19 protein-coding genes are annotated in these 19766 nt (G+C 65.1%); 12 read left to right on the forward strand and 7 right to left on the reverse strand.

The genetic code is table 11. The annotated features are described in order from the left end of the window. The first annotated feature begins 348 nt into the window (after window positions 1-348). The 9 genes from U1R88_RS18030 to U1R88_RS18070 all read left to right on the forward strand — a co-directional run bounded on the left by U1R88_RS18030 (window position 349) and on the right by U1R88_RS18070 (window position 9480). Window positions 349-1059, forward strand: a complete 711-nt coding sequence (locus U1R88_RS18030; RefSeq protein ID WP_322432487.1) for an SDR family NAD(P)-dependent oxidoreductase — start codon at window positions 349-351, stop codon at window positions 1057-1059. Window positions 1060-1276: 217 nt separating this feature from the next. Further along, window positions 1277-2464, forward strand: a complete 1188-nt coding sequence (locus tag U1R88_RS18035; RefSeq protein WP_322432488.1) for an alpha/beta fold hydrolase — start codon at window positions 1277-1279, stop codon at window positions 2462-2464. 325 nt (window positions 2465-2789) lie between these two features. Then, the gene (locus tag U1R88_RS18040) at window positions 2790-3482 is read left to right on the forward strand and encodes a helix-turn-helix domain-containing protein (protein WP_322432489.1); all 693 of its coding nucleotides are present in this window, start codon (window positions 2790-2792) and stop codon (window positions 3480-3482) included. Between the two features lie 4 nt (window positions 3483-3486). Next, complete coding sequence (locus tag U1R88_RS18045; protein WP_322432490.1) at window positions 3487-4596, forward strand: extracellular solute-binding protein; 1110 nt, start codon at window positions 3487-3489, stop codon at window positions 4594-4596. 233 nt (window positions 4597-4829) lie between these two features. After that, window positions 4830-5684 carry an ABC transporter permease gene (locus U1R88_RS18050; RefSeq protein WP_322432601.1) on the forward strand — a complete coding sequence of 285 codons (855 nt, stop codon included), beginning with the start codon at window positions 4830-4832 and terminating at the stop codon, window positions 5682-5684. Next, the gene (locus U1R88_RS18055; protein ID WP_425545451.1) at window positions 5681-6469 is read left to right on the forward strand and encodes an ABC transporter permease; all 789 of its coding nucleotides are present in this window, start codon (window positions 5681-5683) and stop codon (window positions 6467-6469) included. Before U1R88_RS18050 ends, U1R88_RS18055 begins: the two co-directional genes overlap by 4 nt. A gap of 1 nt (window position 6470) precedes the next feature. Continuing rightward, window positions 6471-7616: an ABC transporter ATP-binding protein gene (locus U1R88_RS18060; protein ID WP_322432492.1), complete on the forward strand. Its 1146-nt coding sequence runs from the start codon at window positions 6471-6473 to the stop codon at window positions 7614-7616. A 72-nt stretch (window positions 7617-7688) separates the two neighbouring features. After that, window positions 7689-9074, forward strand: coding sequence for an NAD(P)/FAD-dependent oxidoreductase (locus U1R88_RS18065; RefSeq protein WP_322432493.1), 1386 nt, complete (start codon window positions 7689-7691; stop codon window positions 9072-9074). 46 nt (window positions 9075-9120) lie between these two features. Then, window positions 9121-9480, forward strand: coding sequence for a cupin domain-containing protein (locus tag U1R88_RS18070; protein ID WP_322432494.1), 360 nt, complete (start codon window positions 9121-9123; stop codon window positions 9478-9480). On the opposite strand, the gene U1R88_RS18075 is transcribed toward U1R88_RS18070, so the two are convergent. Further along, complete coding sequence (locus U1R88_RS18075) at window positions 9465-10304, reverse strand: YihY/virulence factor BrkB family protein (protein ID WP_322432496.1); 840 nt, start codon at window positions 10302-10304, stop codon at window positions 9465-9467. The two genes, U1R88_RS18070 and U1R88_RS18075, sit on opposite strands and share 16 nt — an antisense overlap. 321 nt (window positions 10305-10625) lie before the next feature. On the opposite strand from U1R88_RS18075, the gene U1R88_RS18080 reads away from it, so the two are divergent. Together U1R88_RS18080 and U1R88_RS18085 are read left to right on the forward strand one after the other, a co-directional pair. Continuing rightward, window positions 10626-11339 carry a DUF1223 domain-containing protein gene (locus U1R88_RS18080; protein ID WP_322432497.1) on the forward strand — a complete coding sequence of 238 codons (714 nt, stop codon included), beginning with the start codon at window positions 10626-10628 and terminating at the stop codon, window positions 11337-11339. Between the two features lie 181 nt (window positions 11340-11520). Then, on the forward strand, window positions 11521-12450 hold the full coding sequence (locus tag U1R88_RS18085; protein WP_322432498.1) for a threonine/serine dehydratase: 930 nt from the start codon (window positions 11521-11523) through the stop codon (window positions 12448-12450). A 270-nt stretch (window positions 12451-12720) separates the two neighbouring features. Here U1R88_RS18085 and U1R88_RS18090 read toward each other — a convergent pair whose 3' ends face one another. After that, window positions 12721-13296, reverse strand: a complete 576-nt coding sequence (locus tag U1R88_RS18090; protein ID WP_322432499.1) for a dihydrofolate reductase family protein — start codon at window positions 13294-13296, stop codon at window positions 12721-12723. 377 nt (window positions 13297-13673) lie between these two features. On the opposite strand from U1R88_RS18090, the gene U1R88_RS18095 reads away from it, so the two are divergent. Then, the gene (locus tag U1R88_RS18095; RefSeq protein ID WP_322432500.1) at window positions 13674-14177 is read left to right on the forward strand and encodes a winged helix-turn-helix transcriptional regulator; all 504 of its coding nucleotides are present in this window, start codon (window positions 13674-13676) and stop codon (window positions 14175-14177) included. A gap of 88 nt (window positions 14178-14265) precedes the next feature. On the opposite strand, the gene ppa is transcribed toward U1R88_RS18095, so the two are convergent. The 5 genes from ppa to U1R88_RS18120 all read right to left on the reverse strand — a co-directional run bounded on the left by ppa (window position 14266) and on the right by U1R88_RS18120 (window position 19685). Then, entirely contained in the window at window positions 14266-14805 is a 540-nt protein-coding gene (ppa, locus tag U1R88_RS18100; RefSeq protein WP_322432501.1) for an inorganic diphosphatase, read from the reverse strand. Between the two features lie 196 nt (window positions 14806-15001). Beyond that, entirely contained in the window at window positions 15002-16042 is a 1041-nt protein-coding gene (locus U1R88_RS18105; protein ID WP_322432502.1) for an ABC transporter ATP-binding protein, read from the reverse strand. After that, complete coding sequence (locus U1R88_RS18110) at window positions 16039-17532, reverse strand: ABC transporter permease (protein WP_425545452.1); 1494 nt, start codon at window positions 17530-17532, stop codon at window positions 16039-16041. Before U1R88_RS18110 ends, U1R88_RS18105 begins: the two co-directional genes overlap by 4 nt. Window positions 17533-17716: 184 nt before the next feature. Beyond that, on the reverse strand, window positions 17717-18742 hold the full coding sequence (locus tag U1R88_RS18115) for an iron ABC transporter substrate-binding protein (protein ID WP_322432503.1): 1026 nt from the start codon (window positions 18740-18742) through the stop codon (window positions 17717-17719). Between the two features lie 433 nt (window positions 18743-19175). Further along, a complete protein-coding gene (locus tag U1R88_RS18120; RefSeq protein ID WP_322432504.1) occupies window positions 19176-19685 on the reverse strand; it encodes a GNAT family N-acetyltransferase in 510 nt (169 codons plus the stop codon). Window positions 19686-19766: the final 81 nt, after the last annotated feature.

Consider the following 19766-nt stretch of genomic DNA (forward strand, 5'->3'; position numbering starts at 1 on the left):
AACCTCCTTTGAGGTCGGATTTCAGGTGCAGAATAGGTGCACCTGGAAAACCAACCGTAGCGAATATCCGGTTAGGTATGGATGCGTAGACAAGAGAAAAAAGCCATAGGCTTCAATCGGTTATCGTAAAATCGGATACCGCCGGATATACAAAGGATAGGCGATATCCGATCTCTCAAAATCGGATTCCGCAAGGAGTGCTGGTTCGATTCCGGCTAGGGGCACCAATCTCACTTCATGCCGAAGGATGTGTCGCCGCGATCAGTCATGCGTGCCACGATCCTCACCCTTCCCTCCTGCTTCCACCCATGACACTCTCCCGGTGCAGTCACACCAGGGAGTCCTGCCATGTCTTCGTCCCCCGCCATCATCGTCACCGGCGCAGCCGGCAATCTCGGAGCCGCGGTGGTGCGCGAACTCGCCAAAGGCAGCGCGCCGCTCGTGCTGATGGAGCGTTCGGCCGACAAGCTGGGGACGCTCGTCGCCTCGCTGCCGGCGGGGGTCGAGGTACTGTCGATCGCCGGGACGGACATGACCTCGCAGGAGGCCTGCGAGGCGGCGGTGGCACAGGCAATCGCTAAATTCGGCACGGTCGGCGGGCTCGCCAACACGGTGGGCGGCTTCGCGATGGCGCCGGTCGCCAAGACGCTTTCGCAATGGGATGCCATGCTCACCGGCAATGCCCGCACGGCGCTCGCCATCAGCGCCGCGGTGCTGCCGGCGATGCAGGCGGCGCGCCAGGGTCGCATCGTGCATGTGGCGGCGCTGGCCGGGCAGAAGGCGTCGGCGGGAATGGCCGCCTATGCCGCCTCCAAGGCGGCGCTGCTGCGGCTGACGGAGGCCATTGCCGAGGAATATCGCAAGGACGGCATCACTGCCAATTGCGTGCTGCCCGGGGTGATCGACACGCCGCCGAACCGGGCCGCCATGCCCAAGGCCGATACCAGTTCCTGGGTGGCGCCGGAAGCGATCGCCCGGCTGATCGCCTTCCTGCTCTCGCCGGAAGGCGGTGTGGTGACGGGCGGGGCCATCCCGGCGACAGGCGTACCAGCCGCGTGAGGCCACGAGGTTGTTACCTGGGAGAGCGGACGTCACAATGACATGCTTGCATGTCGCGATATCAGCCCTTCCTTCCGCAAGCTCGGCATTTCCAAGAGCGGACAGGATGTCCGCGCTCCCAGGATATGTGCCACGGTCGGATGTCGCCCCCGGGCAATTGCCCGGCAACAATCCAGGGCTATAGTTTCTTCCAAAATCCTGCCGGAGGAGGAACCGCATGCCGACCCCTTTCATCCGTCTCGCCAAAGCGGGCGCGCTCGCTCTGCCCCTCGCGTTGGGCCTCGCCATGGGCGCCGCATCGCCCGCCAGCGCCAAGGGATGCGAGGACCTGGCGGCCGGGCGCTGCAAGGTGAAGTTGCCGGGCAGCATCACCATGGCCTATGTCGAGACCGGGCCGAAGGACGGGCCCGCAGTGCTCCTCATCCACGGCCTCACTGACAATATCCGCTCCTGGTCGACCACCATGGCGGCGCTGCACAAGCGTGATCCCGGCCTGCACATCCTCGCCATGGACCTGCGCGGCCACGGCCAGACCTCGATGCCGCCCCGTGCCGCCTGTTCGCCCGCGCCGGAGAAATGCTTCCGGACCAGCGACTTCGCCGGCGACATCGTCGCCTTCATGAAGGCCAAGAAGATCGCCAAGGCGACACTTGCCGGCCATTCGCTCGGCAGCTTCGTCACCCAGGAAGTCGCCCTGGAGCATCCCGAACTGGTCGAACGCGCCGTGCTGGTGGCGAGCTCCACCAAGGGCGTCGACAACGTCGCCCTGCGCGACTACGTGCTGAAGGAGCCAGTGGAAGGCTCCTGGAAGAAGGCACTGGAGGCCAAGGGCTGGAAGTATCCCGCCGGCTTCTACATGCTCACCCCGCTCAAGGCCAATCCCAAGGCCGAGGACTGGATCGCCAAGAACTGGGTGGTGGATCCGGCCGCCGATCCCGCCTTCCTCAAGCCCTATGTGCCGGAGACGGCCAATGTCCGGCTCGGCACCTGGATCGGCGCCAGCAAGGCGCTGCTGGCCACCGACAACACCGAGCGGCTGAAGGGTTTTTCGGTGCCCGTGCTGGTGCTCTGGGCGACGCAAGACAGCATCTTCCTGGAGGCCGACCAGACCTGGCTGAAGCAATCCCTCTCCGAGGCAGCCAAGACCAAGGGTATCCCCGCTTTCTGGAAGCGCTATGGAGTGATCCCCCTGCCGGCCTCCGGGGCGCAGGTCAGCGATATCGGCCACAACGTGCAATGGGGCGCGCCGGACGCCGTCGCCGCCGACATCGAGGCCTTCATCAAGACGGGCGCGCCCACCAGCGATCTCCTGCACAGCGACAAGCCGCCGGCGCTCGACCACATCGTCACCGAACCGGGCAAGGCGGAGGTGATCAAGCTCGGCCAGCCGGCCACGGGGAATTGATGGAGCGGGACCGGCAGGTTCGGTGAGAAGTGTAACGGTTCCGGGCCGACCTGGAGAGACTGACTCAGCAATCGCAACGAGGCCGGGAAAAGCTCAATTTTGTCATGCCCGGGCCTGTCCCGGGCATCCAGCTTCCTCTGTTCGTTGAGACTGCGGCCCTGGATTACCGGGACAGGCCCGGCAATGACAAAAGTCGAGTTCCGTCGATCTTCGGTCGGTCTCTTCAGATCGGCCTATCGAAACGCGTCTTCGCGCATTCACTTTAAGGCTTGTTAAGTACAGCAATTCACTTTATGACTTGTTAAGTGAACCTGCCGAGGCCCTGATGAAGCGCGCCGACGATCACAATGCCGACAGCGGCGCTGCGCCCAATCTGGAAGCGCGGCGCTCCAGCATCCTGGGCCAGCGCGTCAAGGCCTTCCGCACCGCGCGCCGCCTGACCCTGCGCGAACTCGGCGACCTCACCGGCACCACCGCCAGCTTCCTCTCCCAGCTCGAACGCGGGCTTTCCGGCGCCAACACCTCCACGCTGATGGGGATCGCCAACGCGCTCGGCATCAATGTCGCCGACCTCTTCGACGAGGGCGAGGCTTCGCCGCACAGGGTCGTCTCCCGTTCCGAGCGCCCGGCCCTGCCGGCCAGCGGCGGCTGCCACAAGACCTTGCTGTCCCGGCGCCCCCTTCGCGACCTCGAAGTCTATTCCGGCGAGTTCGACGTCGGCGGCTCCACCGGCGACCAGCCCTATACCCATGGCAATTCCCACGAAATGTTCCTGGTGCTGCGCGGGCGCCTGCAACTGACGCTCGGCCAGGAGAGCTTCATCCTCGAGGCGGGTGACAGCATCGAATATTCGTCCTCGACGCCGCACAAGACGGCGAATATCGGCGACACGCCGGCCGAGGTGGTGTGGATCATCTCGCCGCCGACCAGCGGCGCTGCCGACCTCGATCAATATGTGATCCGGAAATCGCTCGCATCCGGATCGCCAGAACAGACAAGCGAGTCTTCAGAGGGATAACGGGATGACAATTGCAACGGCATTCGCCCAACGATCTTGCGCAAAAGCGTTTTGTGCCGGCCTGGCCGGCGCTGCCTTTACCCTGCTCGCGGCCTTCCCGGCCCTGGCCCAGAGCGCGCCGCCGGCCGGCACCATCGCCGAGGGATCGCTGAAGGACAAGACCCTGACCTTCGTCTCCTATGGCGGCATCTACCAGGACGGGCAGAACGCGGCGCTGAAGGAATTCGCCGAAAAGTCCGGCGTCAAGCTCCTGAACGACGGCCCGACCGAGCTCGCCAAGCTCCAGGCCCAGATCGAATCGGGCAACGTCACCTGGGACGTCGTCGATACCGGCGACCTCGCCCCCTTTGCCTATTGCGGCAAATATTTCCAGAAGCTCGACTTCACCAAGATCGACGTCTCGCACATCCCGCCCGGCCAGGTCGGCCCCTGCAGCGTGCCGGCCATGAATTACGGTATCGTGCTGATGTACAAGACCGACAAGTTCAAGGACCATCCGCCCAAGAACTGGAAGGACTTCTTCGACACCAAGAATTTCCCCGGCACGCGCGGCATCGACGGCAGCGGTGACCCGCCGGTCGGCCTGCTCGAACAGGCGCTCCTGGCCGACGGCCACCCGGTGGACAAGATGACGCCGGCGGATATCGACACGGCCATCGCCCGCATCAAGGCCCTCGGCCCCGACACCGTGTTCTGGAAGACTGGCGCCGAATCCCAGCAGCTCGCCGAGTCCGGCGAGATCGACATGCTGCTGATGTGGACGGGACGCGCCATGACCGCGGTCAAGAACGGCGCCAAATACACCCCCGTCTGGCAGGACTGGCTGGTGGTCAAGGACCAGCTCACCATTCCGGTCGGCGTCAAGGATCCCGCCGCCGCCCATGCGCTGATCAACGCCTATCTCGGCAAGACCGCGCAGGAAGCCCTGACCCAGAAAACCTCCTACTCGCCGGTGAACAACGAGTCCAAGCCCGAGGTCGACGCCCAGGTGCAGGCCTTCCTCACCAACACCCCCGAGCGCGTCAAGCAGGGCTACGGCTTCAACACGGCCTTCTGGACAGAGAACTTCCAGGCCCTGAACGAAAAATGGGGCTCCCTGCTGGCGGGGAATTGAGGCGGGGCAGAGTAGGGCGAGACCTGCCTTCTCCCCTTGCGGGAGAAGGTGCCCCGAAGGGGTGGATGAGGGGGACACGCAACCTTGATGGTTGTCCGCCAACACCCCTCATCCGTCATTGCTTCGCAATGCCACCTTCTCCCGCAAGGGGAGAAGATTAGTCGTGCCTTGCTCGTCCCGGCCGAACCGTTTGAACTCAGGAGCCGCACGTGACGGACACCATGCAATCCTCCATGGCCATCGGCCGGCGGCGCAAGCTGAGGCCGCTTTCGGCCTATCCGTCGCTGCTGGCGGTTCCTGCCGTGCTGCTGCTGATCCTCGCCATGGGCTATCCGCTGGCGACGGTGGTGGTGCGCAGCTTCGCCGAACCGAGTTGGGGCCTGCAGAACTATGTCTGGTTCTTCTCCACGCCGGCGAACCTCACCGTGCTGGCCCGCACCTTCTCCATCGCCGCCTGGGTCACGCTGGTCTGCGTGATCGCGGCCTATCCCTATGCCTATCTGATGACGGCGGTCGGGCCGAAATGGCGCCTGGTGCTCATTCTCTGCGTGCTGGTGCCGTTCTGGGTCAGCGGCGTGGTGCGCACGCTCGCCTGGGTGGTGCTCCTGCAGGATTCCGGCGTGATCAACACGGCGCTCCAGGCGCTTGGCCTCGACGGCATCAAGCTGATCCGGACCCCGCTCGGCGTGGTCATCGGCATGGCCCAGGTGCTGCTGCCCTTCATGATCCTGCCGCTCTATTCGGTGATGCGTAGCATCGACCTGCGCCTGATCCAGGCGGCGCGCAGCCTCGGCGCCAGCCCTGTCAGGGCCTTCTGGCAGATCTACCTGCCGCTGTCTCTGCCAGGCGTCTTCGCCGGCGCCATCATCGTCTTCATCCTCTCGCTCGGCTTCTACATCACCCCGGCTTTGCTGGGCGGGCCGCGCAGCACCATGCTCTCCACCTTGGTACAGAACCAGGTGCTGAGCCTGCTGGCCTGGGGCCGCGGCGGCGCCATGGGCGTGATCCTGCTGGTGGCGACCTTCCTGCTGCTCGCCATCGCCGCGCCCTTGATGCGCCAGCGCCACAAGCAGGCGTCGAGGAGCTGACGATGAAACTGCTGCGTCTCTTCCTCGCCCTCTTCTGCCTGCTGGTCGCGATCTGGCTGGTGCTGCCGACGCTGGTGATCATCCCGATGTCGTTCAACCAGAACAAGTCGCTGGCCTTTCCGCCAACCGGCTTCTCCTGGCAGTGGTACGAGAACTTCCTCACCAATCCGGACTGGTCGTCCAGCTTCATCAACTCGCTGCGCATCGCCACCATCGTCGCCATCATCGCCACGCTGATCGGCACGCTCGCCGCCCTAGGCCTCAGCCGCATGAAGCATGCGGGCGGCGGCATCCTGCGCGCCCTCCTCATCACGCCGATGGTGGTGCCGGGCGTGGTGCTGGCGGTGGGGATCTATTCGGTCTACCTCACCTATAAGCTGGTCGGCACGGATCTGGGCTTCGTCATCGCCCACACCATGCTGGCGATCCCCTTCGTGCTGATCGCCGTCTCCGCGAGCCTGGAGATGTTCGACGTCAGGCTCGAAAAGGCCGCAGCCAGCCTCGGCGCCAACCGCTTCACCACCTTCCGCACCATCACGCTGCCGCTGATCGCGCCCGGCATCCTGTCGGGCCTGCTCTTTGCCTTCGTGACCTCCTTCGACGAGATCATCGTCGCGCTGTTCATCACCAATCCCTACCTGAAGACGCTGCCGGTGCAGATCTTCACCTCCATCACCCGCGACGCCGACCCCACGGTCGCCGCGGTGGGAACCATCGTCTTCCTTGCCACGACATTGCTGATCGCCGCCGGCCTCCTTCTCGGCGCGCGCTCGAAGAGGAGCTGAGATGTCCAACGCAGCCGCCATCTCCACCCCCGCCGCATCCACCCAGGGCGCGGCCGGCGCCGCCATCGACATCCGCAATGCCAGCAAGCATTACGGCAGCTTCACCGCGCTCGACGATGTCAGCCTCCATATCGAGCCCGGCGAGTTCATGACGCTGCTCGGCCCCAGCGGCTCTGGCAAGACGACCACGCTCAACGTGGTGGCCGGCTTCACCGAGCTTTCCAGCGGCGCGCTCGCTGTCGGCGGGGAGGACATTGGCGGCCTGCCGGCGCACAAGCGCAATATCGGCGTGGTCTTCCAGCATTACGCCCTGTTCCCGCACATGACGGTCGGCAAGAACGTGGCCTATCCCCTCGCCTTGCGCGGCGTCCCCAAGGGCGAGCGCGAGGCCCGCGTCCGCCGCGCCCTCGACATGGTCAAGATGGCTGATTTCGCCCATCGCTATCCCAGCGAGCTCTCGGGCGGCCAGCAGCAGCGCGTGGCGCTGGCCCGCGCCATCGTGTTCGATCCGCCGCTGCTCCTGATGGACGAGCCGCTCGGCGCGCTCGACAAGAAGCTGCGCGAATGGCTGCAGCTCGAGATCAAGCGTATCCACCGCGAGCTCGGCACCACCTTCGTCTACGTCACCCACGACCAGGAGGAGGCCCTGGTGCTGTCCGACCGCATCGCCGTGTTCAACCATGGCCGTATCGAGCAAGTGGGCACCGGGCGCGAGCTCTATGACGAGCCAGCCACCTTGTTCGTCGGCAAGTTCATCGGCGAATCCACCACCTTGCGCGGCAGCGTCGAGACCTCCGGCAGCGAGACCTGCCTCTCCATCGCCGGGCAGAAGGTGGTCTCGCGGGAAAGGCTCGCCGACGGCCGAAAGCCGGTGATGCTGCTGCGGCCGGAGAAGCTCTCGCTCGCGCCGGCGGCCACGGGCGCGCGCGACGGCCGCAACAGCCTATCCGGCCAGGTCAGCGAGGCGATCTATCTCGGCTCCAGCTCGAAATACCAGGTCGTGCTGGCCGACGGTTCGGTCGCCATCGTGCGCGCGCCCCTGGAGAGCCGGCCCTTCGTCATCGGCGAGGCGGTCGATCTTTGCTGGGCGGCCGGCGATGCCAAACTCTTGGCCGACGACGAGCGCGCCGACCTGACCCTGACCTGAGTTTTTTCTGCAATCCATTCATCGCCGGAAACCGGCATCACCATTCATTTCCTTACGCACGAGACCCCCATCATGGACGTCAAGACCAACGGCAACATCTCGTTCTGGTATGCCGATATCGGCGGCGTGCCCGGCTATCGCCCGGCGCTGCCGGGTGACCGCAGCGCCGATGTCTGCATCGTCGGCGGCGGCTTCACCGGGCTGTGGACGTCCTATTATCTGAAGCAGGCCAATCCCGGCCTCAACATCATCGTGGTCGAGAAGGAATTCGCCGGCTTCGGCGCCTCCGGGCGCAATGGCGGCTGGCTCTCGGGGGGCTTCGGCTGGTCGCGCGAGAAATATCTGAAGACCTCCTCGCGCGGGGCGGTCGTCGACATGGAAGCGGCGATGCATGGCTCGGTGAACGAGGTGATCGCCGTGACCGAGCGCGAAGGCATCGACGCCGACGTTCGCCGCAACGACACGCTGACGGTGGCGGTCAACCAGGCCCAGCTCGGCCGCATCCGCCAGTCCTACGACTACGAAAAAGGCTGGAGCGTGCCCGATGCACGCATCAGCCTGATCGGCCGCGAGGAGATGCGCAAGCGCATCGAGATCCACAATGTCGAGGGCGCCCTGGTGCATCACGACACTGCCCGCGTGCAGCCGGCCAAGCTGGTGCGGGGCCTCGCCGCCGTGGTCGAGCGCCTGGGCGTGTCGATCTACGAGCAGACCGAAGTGACCCGTATCGAGAAGGGCGCGGTGACCACCAAGCGCGGCACCGTGCGCGCGCCGATCATCATCCGGGCGACGGAGGGCTTCACCGCCGGCATTTCCGGCTTCGAGCGCCTGTGGATCCCGATGAACAGCGCCATCCTGATGACCGAGCCCCTCAGCGAGGAGCAGTGGAGCCGGATCGGCTGGAACGGCTACGAGCTGCTGGGTGACGCCACCCACGGCTATTGCTACGCCCAGCGCACGCGCGAAGGCCGCATCGCCATGGGCGGGCGCGGCGTGCCCTATCGCTATGGCTCGGCCACCGACAATCGCGGGCAGACCCAGGCCGAAACCATCGCGCAGCTCTACGCCATCCTGATGCGCCATTTGCCCCAGACCAAGGGGTTGAAGATGGACCATGCCTGGTGCGGCGTACTCGGCGTGCCGCGCGACTGGTGCACCACCGTCGGCCTCGACCGCAAGAACGGCATCGGCTGGGCCGGCGGTTATGTGGGCCTGGGCGTCTCCACGTCCAATCTATCCGGCCGTACCCTCGCCGACCTGATCCTGGAGCGCGACACGCCGCTGACGCGCCTGCCCTGGGTCAACCGCTCCGTGCGGGAATGGGAGCCGGAACCCTTCCGCTGGCTCGGCATCCATTCGATGTACCAGCTCTACCACATGGCCGACCGGCGCGAGGCGGCAGGCCTCCAGCAGACCTCACGTCTCGCCACCTTCGCCAACAAGATCACCGGGCGCTGAGAAACCCCGGTTCCAGCTATTTCAACGCGTTTGAATTGGAATGACCATGATCGACAGCCGTACCTTCGCCGATCTCACCTCCCTCGACCTCGGCCCCTTCGGCCCCAAGCCCACCACCCTCAGCGAAGGCCAGGTCGAGGCGGCAAAAACCCTGTGGAAGTCCGAGGACGGGCTGATGGAAGTCGGCGTGTGGGAGTGCACGCCGGGCCGCTTCACCGCCTCGCGCGAGCGCAATTCGGAAACCTGCCACATCGTGTCGGGGCGGGTGTCGCTGCATGACGCCGGCGGCCAGACCCGCGAGGTACGGGCCGGCGAGGCGCTGGTCCTGCCGAAGGGCTGGAAGGGCGAGTGGACCATCCACGAGACCACCCGCAAGCTCTACATCATGCATTACGACGCGGCCTGAATGCGTTTGTGATGCCGCTCGGCCAGGATGGCGTTGGTCTCCGCCCCGAGCAGAAAGGCCAGCGCCACCAGCCACAGGAAGAACAGCGCCGCGAAGACGCTGCCGAGGCCCGCATAGAGCTTGGAGTAGGCGGCAAAGTCGCTGATATAGATGCTGAAGGCGTAGCCGCCGGCGAGCCAGAGCCCCATGGTGATCAGCACGCCGGGCCAGATCAGGCCGAGCGAAGGGCGGCTCGCCACCAGGAAGAGGTGCACCAGGATGATGGCGCCGCCGAGCACTGCCGTGGTGATGCCGTAGCGGGCGATCTCGATCAGCGGCTGCAGCGGCGCCAGCACCGGCGTGATACTGATCGCCGCCTGCCATATCACCGGCCACAACACCACCAGCAAGGCGAGCGTGACCAGAGCGAGCGAGGCCAGCAGCACGAAGAACAGGCTCTGCAGCCGGCACCACCAGAAGGATCGCGTCTCGACCAGGCCATAGGCCCGGTTGATGCCGACGCGGATGGCCTCGACGCCATTGCTGGCCAGCACCACCGCCACGATGGCGCTGACGGTGAGCAGGCCGGGCCGCGCCGTGCCGAGCACCCGGGTGACCTCGCGGGCGATCGGCTCGGAAACCTCGTGCGGCCAGGTTTCGAACAGCAGGCGCACGATCTCGTTCTGCAGGTCGGCAGTGCCGAGCACACCGGCCAGGGAGGCCACGAAGATCAGGAAGGGAAACATCGCCGTGAGCAGGGACAGCGCCATATGGCTCGCCAGCGCGTAATCGTCATGCTCGGTGACCCGTTGCGTGAGATCGGAAATGAATTTGTACGCCCGCATGGGCCAACCATGCCATCGCATCGCGGGATTTGCCAGAAAGGGCATGGCAGCATCCCGCAGAAACGGTGGATGCAACGGCGGGCGGGGCCGCAGCAATCGCTCGATATCACACCCCTTCACGAATCGCGGAGGGACCGCCCTCTCACCACTGTGTTACTCGCCCGTTCATCTTCGATGAGCTATGGCTTGTCGGTGTTTCCGATCGGAGTAGGCCGCATTTCAGCAAGAATGCATCCTGCTCTGGCTCCCTGTTTCAACCCGTCCTTGCGATTGCCGGTGGTTCGACCGGCTCACAAGGTGCTCTAGGCCTGGACGAGACCGATGCGGCGAAACCTGGTTGCAGCTCTGTTGTTGCTGGCCGCGAGCGGCCCGGCGATGGCGCAGCCGCGTGCCGTGGTGGAGCTGTTCACCAGCCAGGGCTGCTCCTCCTGCCCGCCGGCGGACAAGATGATGGGCGAGCTCGCCCGCGATCCCAGCGTCATTGCCCTGTCCCTGCCGGTCGATTACTGGGATTATGTCGGCTGGAAGGACACGCTGGCCGACAATACTTTCACCCGCCGCCAGCGCGCTTATGCCGAGGTCCGCGGCGACCGGGCCGTCTATACGCCGCAAATCGTGGTGGATGGCGTACAGCACGCCGTCGGTTCCAATGGGCAGGAGGTCCACCGGGCCATCGAGATGGCCGCCACCCATCCCAATGTCCTTAGTGTCCCCGTCACCATTTCCGGCACGCAGGGCGCCTACAGCATTTCGCTGGGCAAGAGCGTCCACAAGGGCGAGGTCTGGGTGGTTCCCATCGAGACGAGCGCGGAAGTCAAGATCGAGCGCGGCGAGAATACCGGCAAGACGGTGACCTATTCCAATGTCGTGCGCTGCTTCCGTAAGGTCGCCGATTATGACGGCAATGCCGCCACGCTGGCCCTGAAGCCGGACGTGACCAATGCTCCAGGTGCCGACAGCTTCGCCGTGCTGGTGCAGGCCGACACCGCCGGCAGGCCGGGCGCCATTCTCGGCGCCGCCCTACACAAGCCGTGAGGACTGTGGGAGTGTCGACCTCCCGGTCGACATCTCTCTCCTACCCACGCGACGTTTCAAGAATGTCGACCAGGAGGTCGACACTCCAGCGCACCGCGATCTTGGAACCTGCGCGACTTGCGGATAGGAAGGACAGATTGGCAGCCTGCCAGACAGGCCTTCTTTTCCGCCGGAACTCGTCATGATTGATCAGAACGATATTCGCGCCGCCTACCAGCGTGTCGCCTCTCATATTCGCCGCACCCCACTTCTCAACACCCAGGCCGGCACCTTCGGCCTTGACCACGGCGTGCAGCTCAAGCTCGAATTCCTGCAGCATGCCGGTTCCTTCAAGCCGCGCGGCGCCTTCAATAACCTGCTGTCGCGCGAAGTGCCGGCAGCCGGGGTCGCCGCCGCCTCCGGCGGCAACCATGGCATCGCTGTCGCCCATGCCGCACGCGCGCTGGGCCACAAGGCCCGTATCTTCGTGCCGGTGATCTCCAGCCCCGCCAAGATCGCGGCGATCCGCGCCCGCGGGGCCGATCTCGACATTGGCGGCGAGCGCTACGCCGATGCCCTGGCCGCCTGCGAGCGCTATATCGCAGAGACAGGCGCCCTCTCGGTGCATGCTTTCGATTCCTGGGAAACCATGGCTGGCCAGGGCACGCTCGGGCTGGAATGGGAAGAGCAGGCCGACGGAGCGCTCGACACCGTGCTGGTCGCTACCGGCGGCGGCGGCCTGATCGGCGGTATCGCGGCCTGGTTTGCCGGCCGGGTCAAGGTCGTCTCGGTGGAGCCGGAAGGCTCGCAATGCCTCAAGGCGGCGCTGGACGCCGGCGGCCCCGTCGATGTCGGCGTCGAAAGCGTGGCCGCGGATTCGCTCGGTGCGCGCAATTGCGGCCCGAGAGTCTATGCCGTGGCCAGCCGCTATGTCGGCGAGGCCATCACCGTACCCGACAGCGCCATCGTGGAAGCGCAGAAGCGCGCCTGGGCCGATGCCCGCCTCGCCCTCGAGCCCGGCGGCGCCACTGCCCTGGCCGCCTTGGTCGGCGGCGTCTACCGGCCCAGGCCCGGCGAGCGCGTCGGCGTACTGGCCTGCGGCGCCAATGTGGATCTGACCACGATCGCCTGAGACTGCGCAAATTTCATCGAAGCCGTGCCGCCGAGGGGTGCGTAGCCCCTCACCCTTACCCTCTCCCCGCAAGAGGCGGGGCGAGGGGGACTTCGACGATGCGGCTTACAAGCAAAGGTCTCATCTCGCCCTACCGTTGGGCCAGATGAACGTCCGAAGGCAAAAACGCCACGCTTGTGCCCCCTCACCTCGCCTCTTGCGGGGAGAGGGTAAGGGCGAGGGGCAGCACAGACCTTTGCGAGTACTTCTATCGTCTCTCGCAAAAACGCCTCAGCTCCGCTTGCGCCGGTAATGCAGGATCACCGCGCCGGTGTCGAGCGGGTGGGTCTCGATCAGGTCGAGCCCGAGCTTGGGCAGGCCGGGCTCGAACAGGCGCTTGCCGTCGCCGAAGATCGTCGGCGTCACCATCAGGCGATATTCGTCGACGAGATCGTGGCCGACGAGACTGTTGGCGACGCCGGCACCGCCGAAGCAATAGATGTCCTTGCCCTCGAGGCTCGACTTCAACGCCCCGATCGCGGCCGCGAGATCCGGCCCTGCCAGGGTGGCGTTCCAGCCGGGATCGCCCGACAAGGTGGAGGAGACCACGGTCTTGGGCAGGCGGTTCATCACTGCGGCATGGGGAATGCCGGCGGCAGGGCTGGAGGGATCGGTCTCGGCCGGGCTCCAGAAGCCCTTGTTGAAAAGGAAATTGACGCGGCCATAGACGAGATGGCCGGCCCGCTCCAAGGCATAGCCGGACCAATGGGTTTCCAGGTCGCCCGACCAGGCCGGCGGCACGAAGCCGTTCGGCCCCTCGATATAACCATCCAGAGTCGTGAACATCGCCAGGATCAGTTTGGCCATCGTCATTCCTCCCATGCATACCAGTTGCAATAAGCAATCAGTTGCCTTTTAGCTCAACTGATCCTATTTTGCAAGTGGTATAGTATTTATGATTTGACGAGACTCCCGGGAATCCCAAAGGCGCTCCAGCCAATCCGTGGGTTCGGCTTGGAAACAACGAGTTGCAGCGAACGGGCGCCCACCCACGAAGGCGCTCTTCACTGTTTGATATCTGGCAGGCCTCTCCTGATTGCGCCCCCAGGCCCGGTCGGGAGGAATCTGCCCATGGCGTTTTGCGATTTCCTGGAAGCACCAAGAATCGCAAAGACGCGCCCAACCAAAGAGTTGGAGCAAATAAGCGTTCACATTTGAATGCGTTTTGCTCTAGGAGTGCGACGATGAACATGGCCTACCGGTCGGGCTGTCCGATCAACCTTACCCTGGAAATGCTGGGCGACCGCTGGAGCCTGATCGTCATCCGCGACGTGATGTTCGGCAATCGCCGGCACTATCGCGAGCTCCTGACCCACTCGGAGGAGAAGATCGCGTCCAACATCCTGGCCGACCGGCTGAAGCGACTGGTCGAGGTCGGCTTGCTCAGCCGGCGCGACGATCCCAGCCATAAGCAGAAGGCGATCTATAGCCTGACGGAGCCATCTATCCAGCTGGTGCCACTGCTGGCCCATATGGGGGCCTGGGGCCGCCGATACACGCCAGTCTCGCGGCCCTTGTCGATCCGCGCGCAATTGCTGGAGGAAGGAGGCCCGCCCCTATGGGAGGCCTTCATGGAGGAATTGCGGGCCCTGCATCTGGGCACGCCCGCACCCGCCCGCTCGGTCCTGGCCGAATTGCAGGCGGCCTATCTGGCCGTGATGGCGCAGGAGGAAGGCGCGGCGGTGTGAGGACGCGTTACCACCCCTCATCCCCCTGCCGGGACCTTCTCCCGCAAGGGGAGAAGGGGTCTTCAAGCCCAGGAATCAGCCCCCAGCCTCAGCCCTTGTTGTTGGCCTTGTAGCGCTCGATCGCCTCGAGGATCATCGCCTCGGCTTCCTTGGCGTCGCCCCAGCCTTCGACCTTGACCCACTTGTTCTTCTCGAGGTCCTTGTAGTGCTCGAAGAAGTGCTCGATCTGCTTGAGGGTGATCTCCGGCAAGTCGGTGTAGTTGTTCACCTTCTCGTAGCGGCGGGTCAGCCGCGGCACGGGCACGGCGATGATCTTCTCGTCGCCGCCGGATTCGTCGCGCATCTTCAGCACGCCGACCGGGCGCACCGCGATCACGGCGCCGGGGATGATGCCGCGCTGGTTGGCGATCAGCACGTCGATGGGATCGCCGTCATCCGACAGCGTGTGCGGCACGAAGCCGTAATTGCCGGGGTAGCGCATCGGCGTGTAGAGGAAGCGATCGACCACGAGCGCGCCGGAATCCTTGTCCATCTCATATTTGATGGGCTCGCCACCGACGGGAACTTCGACGATGACATTCACCTCGTGCGGCGGATTGCGTCCGGTCGAGATCGCTTCGATACGCATCGTAGATCACATCCTGTAAGGCAGGCTCTGGCGCAGGATGCCTCCAGACCCCGATCAGACTGCAGCCTTAGGCGGAACGCGCATGGGTTTCAACCCGAAGATCACAAGAATATGATGCCGGTTTCACGAGAAACACTGTTGGCGACCCTTCCCGTCACGGCAGCGTCACAAGGGAAGCTGGCACGGGAACTCCGATCTATGCTTCGAAGACATGGGCAGGCCCGGCCACGCTCAGGCGTACACGCGTGCCGGTCGGCGGCAGATCGAGGCCGGTACCGCTGATCCGGAGCCGATTACCATCGGCCAGTTCCACCGTCACGGCCCTGAGGGCACCGCCGAATTCGACGTCCACCACACTGGCAAAGCAGCCCTGCGCGGTTTCGTCCATGCTTGGCGTGAACTTGACCTGCTCGGGGCGCAGCATCAGCTCGATGTCTCCCCGCTGGCCATGCGTCCCGGCCGCGAGGCGCCCCAGCACGCAATCGACCCAGCCGACCCCGGCCTGCCCCTTCAGCAGGATGGCCTCGCCCAGGAAAAGCGCCGTCTCGCGGTCCCGCGGTCGGCGGTAGAGATCATGCGGCGCCCCGGCCTGCACCAGCCGGCCCTCGCGCAGCACCGCAACCTGGTCGGCGAAGGACAGCGCCTCGGTCTGGTCATGGGTGACCAGGATGGTGGTGACGCCGGCCGCCTGCAGCAACGCCGCCACTGCCTTGCGGGTCGCCTCGCGCAGGCCGGTATCGAGGGCCGAGAAAGGTTCGTCCAGCAGCATCAGCTTGGGCTGGCGCGCCAGGGCCCGTGCCAGGGCCACGCGCTGCTGCTGGCCGCCGGAAAGCTGGTGCGGCCGGCGCTCGAGCAGGCGCGGATCGAGATCGACGGTGCGCATCAGCCCATGGATGCGGTCATCCCGATCCATCGCACCCCGCTCCAGGCCGAAGCCGATATTGTCGGCGATGGTGAGATGGGGAAAGAGCGCCCCGTCCTGGGTGACGAAGCCGATGCCGCGACGATGGGCGGGCACGATGGCTGGGCCATCTGCCAGGACGGTGCCGTTTAGGGCGATGCGGCCGGCATCCGGCCCCTCGAAGCCGGCGATCAGCCGGAGCAGCGTGGTCTTGCCGGATCCGGAGGGGCCGACGATGGCGGTGCGGCTGCCGGACGCGACCTCCAGGCTGACGCCATCGAGCGCCACCATGGCGCCATAGCGCTTGCCGGCCTTGTCTATACTCAGGAAACTCATTGGCCGATCGATCGCCTGGACTGGTAGTGAAGCAGGAGGGTGAGAGGCAGCGACAGCAGTACCATCAAGAGCGCGAAGGGCGCCGCCGCCACATAGTCGATGTCGTTGGTCAGCGACCAGAACCGCGTCGACAGGGTGACCGTGCCGATGGGCGCCAGCATCAGGGTTGCGGTCAGCTCCGTGGTGATGCCGAGGGCGACCAACGCCATGCTCGCCGCGACACCGGGGGCCGACAGGCGCATGGTGACCTGCCAGATCGCCTTCAGAGGGGGGCGCCCCAACGCCATCGCGGCCCGTTCGAGTTCGACGGGAGCCTGCGCCAGGCTGGCCCGCAGCCCCACCACCGCACGCGGCAGGAACATCAGGCCGTAGGCCAGCAGCAAGGTCGTCATGGTCTGGTAGAGCGGCAGGGCGATGCGCACCGTGATCGTCACCAGCGCCAGCGCCACCACCACGCCCGGCAGCGAGCCGACATAGTAATGGCAGGCTTCCAGCACCTTCTGCATGCGGCCCGGCGCGCGCACGGACAGCCAGGCCATCGGCAGGGCGGCCAGCGTGGTGGCGGCTCCGCCGAGCAAGGCGAGTCCAAGGGTCTGGCCCAGGGCGGAGCCGATGTCATCGGACGACCAGGCGGCCGCACCACCCAGATAGAGCCAGCGCGCCAACGTCAGCAAGGGCACGCCGAGCGACAGGAGCGCGAGGCCGAGCGGCAGCACCAGCCAGACCAGGGTGCCACGACCGAGCCGGGCGCGGGCTGCCGGGCGGGCGGCGCCGGAACCGACGCGGGCATAGCGCTCCTGGCCGCGCACCCGGTTCTCGAGCCCCAGCAGCACCAGGCAGGCGAGCACCAGCACGCCGGCCAACATGTTGGCGGCAGGGCCGTTATAGGCCGACTGGAACTGGTCGACGATGGCGGTCGAGAAAGTGTCGAACTCGATCATGGCGTAGAGGCCGTATTCGGCGAGCAGATGCAGGCCGACCAGCAGCGAGCCGCCGCAGATCGCCAGCCGCAATTGCGGCAGGATCACCCGGAAGAACACCCGCAGCGGCGACTGTCCCAGGCTCGCCGCCACGTCCTCGAGCGCCGGATCCAGCCGCCGCATCTGCGCCGCCACCGGCAGATAGAGGAACGGCAGATAGGCCATGATCGAGACCAAGACGCCGCTCCACAGGCCGCGCATGCCCGGAACGAGGCTGATCCAGGCGTAGGAATGCACGAAGGCCGGCACGCCGAGCGGCGCCACCGCGAGCCACGACCAGATCCGGGCCCCGGGCAGGTCGCTGCGCTCGGTCAGCCAGGCGAGCGCCACCGCCAAGACGATGGCGATGGGAATGGTGACGGCCTCGAGCAGGACGGTATTGACCAGCAATTCGCCGACGCGCGGGCGCACCACCAGTTCATAGACGGTCTGCCAGCCGGTCTGAATGGTGATGAAGATCACGAAGCCGAGCGGCAGCAGAGCGAGCAGGGACACCAGTACCGCAGCCACGGCAACGGCGTCACGCCCGGTGAAGCCGGGTGAGGAGACGCGCAGACTGCCGATTTCGGGCTGGGATGACGGCGATGACACGAGGTGTCCTAAAAAGCGAAGGCCTCCGGCGCAGGGCCGGAGGCGCAATAATGTCAGGTTTGCGACGGCCGCGCCATATCGGCGCGGCGCGGTGTTCCGTCGCTCAAAGCAGGCCGGCAGCCGTCATCAGGTCGGAGACCTTCTTGGAATTGAGCTGCGCCGGATCGAGCTTGGGTGCGTTGAGATCGGCCAGCGGCACCAGCTTGGGATTGGAAGCGGCATCCTTGCCGACGGCATATTCGAAGGAAGTGCCGGTCTTGAGGATCTCCTGGCCGCCCTTGCCGGCGATCCACTTCACGAAGGCCTCGGCTTCTTTCTTGTGCTTGCTGGAAGCGAGCACGCCGCCGCCCGAGATGCTGACGAAAGCACCCGGATCCTGGTTGCGGAAATAATGCAGCGCGACGTTCTTGGAGTTCTCGCCGGTCTTGGCCTGGTCGCCGAACCAGTAATACTGGTAGATGATCGCGCCTTCGACCTCGCCGTCATTCACGCCCTTCATGGCGATGCCATTCTTCTTAAACGGCTTGACGTTGGCCTTCATGCCCTTGAGCCAGGTCGCCGTGGCTTCTTCGCCCTTCAGGGCCAGCAAGGCGCTGACGATGGCCTGAAAATCGGCGCCGGCCGGCGCCGCACCCCAGCGGCCCTTCCAGGCCGGATCGGCCAGATCCAGCAGGGACTTCGGCAGCTTGTCCTCGGTCAGCTTCGTCTTGTTGTAGGCGAAGACGGTGGTGCGGGCTGCGATGCCGATCCAGCGGCCATGCGAGGGCTTGTAGGCCTCCGGCACCTCGGCCAGCGTCTCGGCCGAAAGCGGTGCGAACAGCTTGGCATTGTCGACCAGCACCATGGCCGGCGAATTCTCGGTGAGGAAGACGTCGGCGGGCGACTTGTCGCCCTCCTGCACCAGCTGGTTGCCGAGCTCGGTGTCACCGCCATTGCGCAGCGTCACCTTGATGCCGGTCTCCTTGGTGAAAGCCTCGGCCCAAGCCTTGGTCAGGCTTTCATGCTGCGCATTATAGACCGTGATGCCCGCATCCTCGGCCTGGGCGGCCAGGGGAGCAGCGATCAGGGCGGCGGCAAGGGCGACGGCCCCGGCCAGCGCTGCACGGCGATGCGGCAGGAAAACTTTCATCAGAACCTCTATCGGTTGGCTTCAGCCAAGGGATGATTGAACACCCGTTCTCTAGGCTCACCGAGAAGTTTCCGTCAAACACTTTAGATTAGAATTAGAATTATTAAAAACTAGATATTCATATCGTTTATTATAGAAATAGTATCTGGTATCTGAGGAACCATGAAAGGAAGACTTTCCTCTCTACAGATTCGTGGAATTAGACGCTGGATTTGCTATCGACCGCCGTAATGATACCGAGGATTACAAATGCGTAACCGGCTTCCCGGGCATCGCAAGGCCCGCTCACGCTTCCTGCGCGGGTTTTGCCTACCAGCAATGGAGAAAGTCGACCGCCATCGAATTGATGACCGTGTTCAGAAGGCGATGAGAAACAAGTGGGCCATTGACCGATCGGACCGTCGGCAAAAATGCAAAACAGCCCAGGCCTCGTTCAGGCGCCCCAGGCGAAGGCGATCTTCTGCAGCTTCACCTCGCCGAAGCGCTCCACCATGCTGTCGACGGATTGGCCGCCGAGGCGCCGGTAGAAATCGCAGGCCCGCACATTATCGGCCAGCGCCCACACTACCATGCCCTTGACGTCGTGGCCATTGAGATCGCGGCGCACCGCGTTGAACAGCCGCTTGCCCAGGCCGATGCCCTGATATTCGGGCCGCAGATAGAGCTCGAAGATTTCGCCTTGATAAGGCAAGCCGACGGCCCGGTTGCGGCCGTAGGTGGCATAGCCGGCGATCACGCCGCCGAAGGACATCACCACGATGCGGGTCTTGCGGTCGATAGCATAGCGCCACCATTTGGCACCGCGCCGCTCGACCAGGCGTTCGAGCTCACGGCCGGGAATCACGCCACGATAGGCGTAGCGCCAAGCGACGTCATGCACATCGGCGATGGCATGGGCGTCGTCCGGGCGAGCCAGACGGATTTCGATGGCGTCGGTCCTCATACTAGAAAGATAAGCGGGCCTGGCCGGTTCCTGCAAGTGAATTGCTCGTAGGAATGCACCTGCCGGAGCAAGATGCAGCGG

The organism is Labrys sedimenti (genome assembly GCF_034424805.1).
GTDB classification, from domain to species: Bacteria; Pseudomonadota; Alphaproteobacteria; order Rhizobiales; family Labraceae; genus Labrys; species Labrys sedimenti.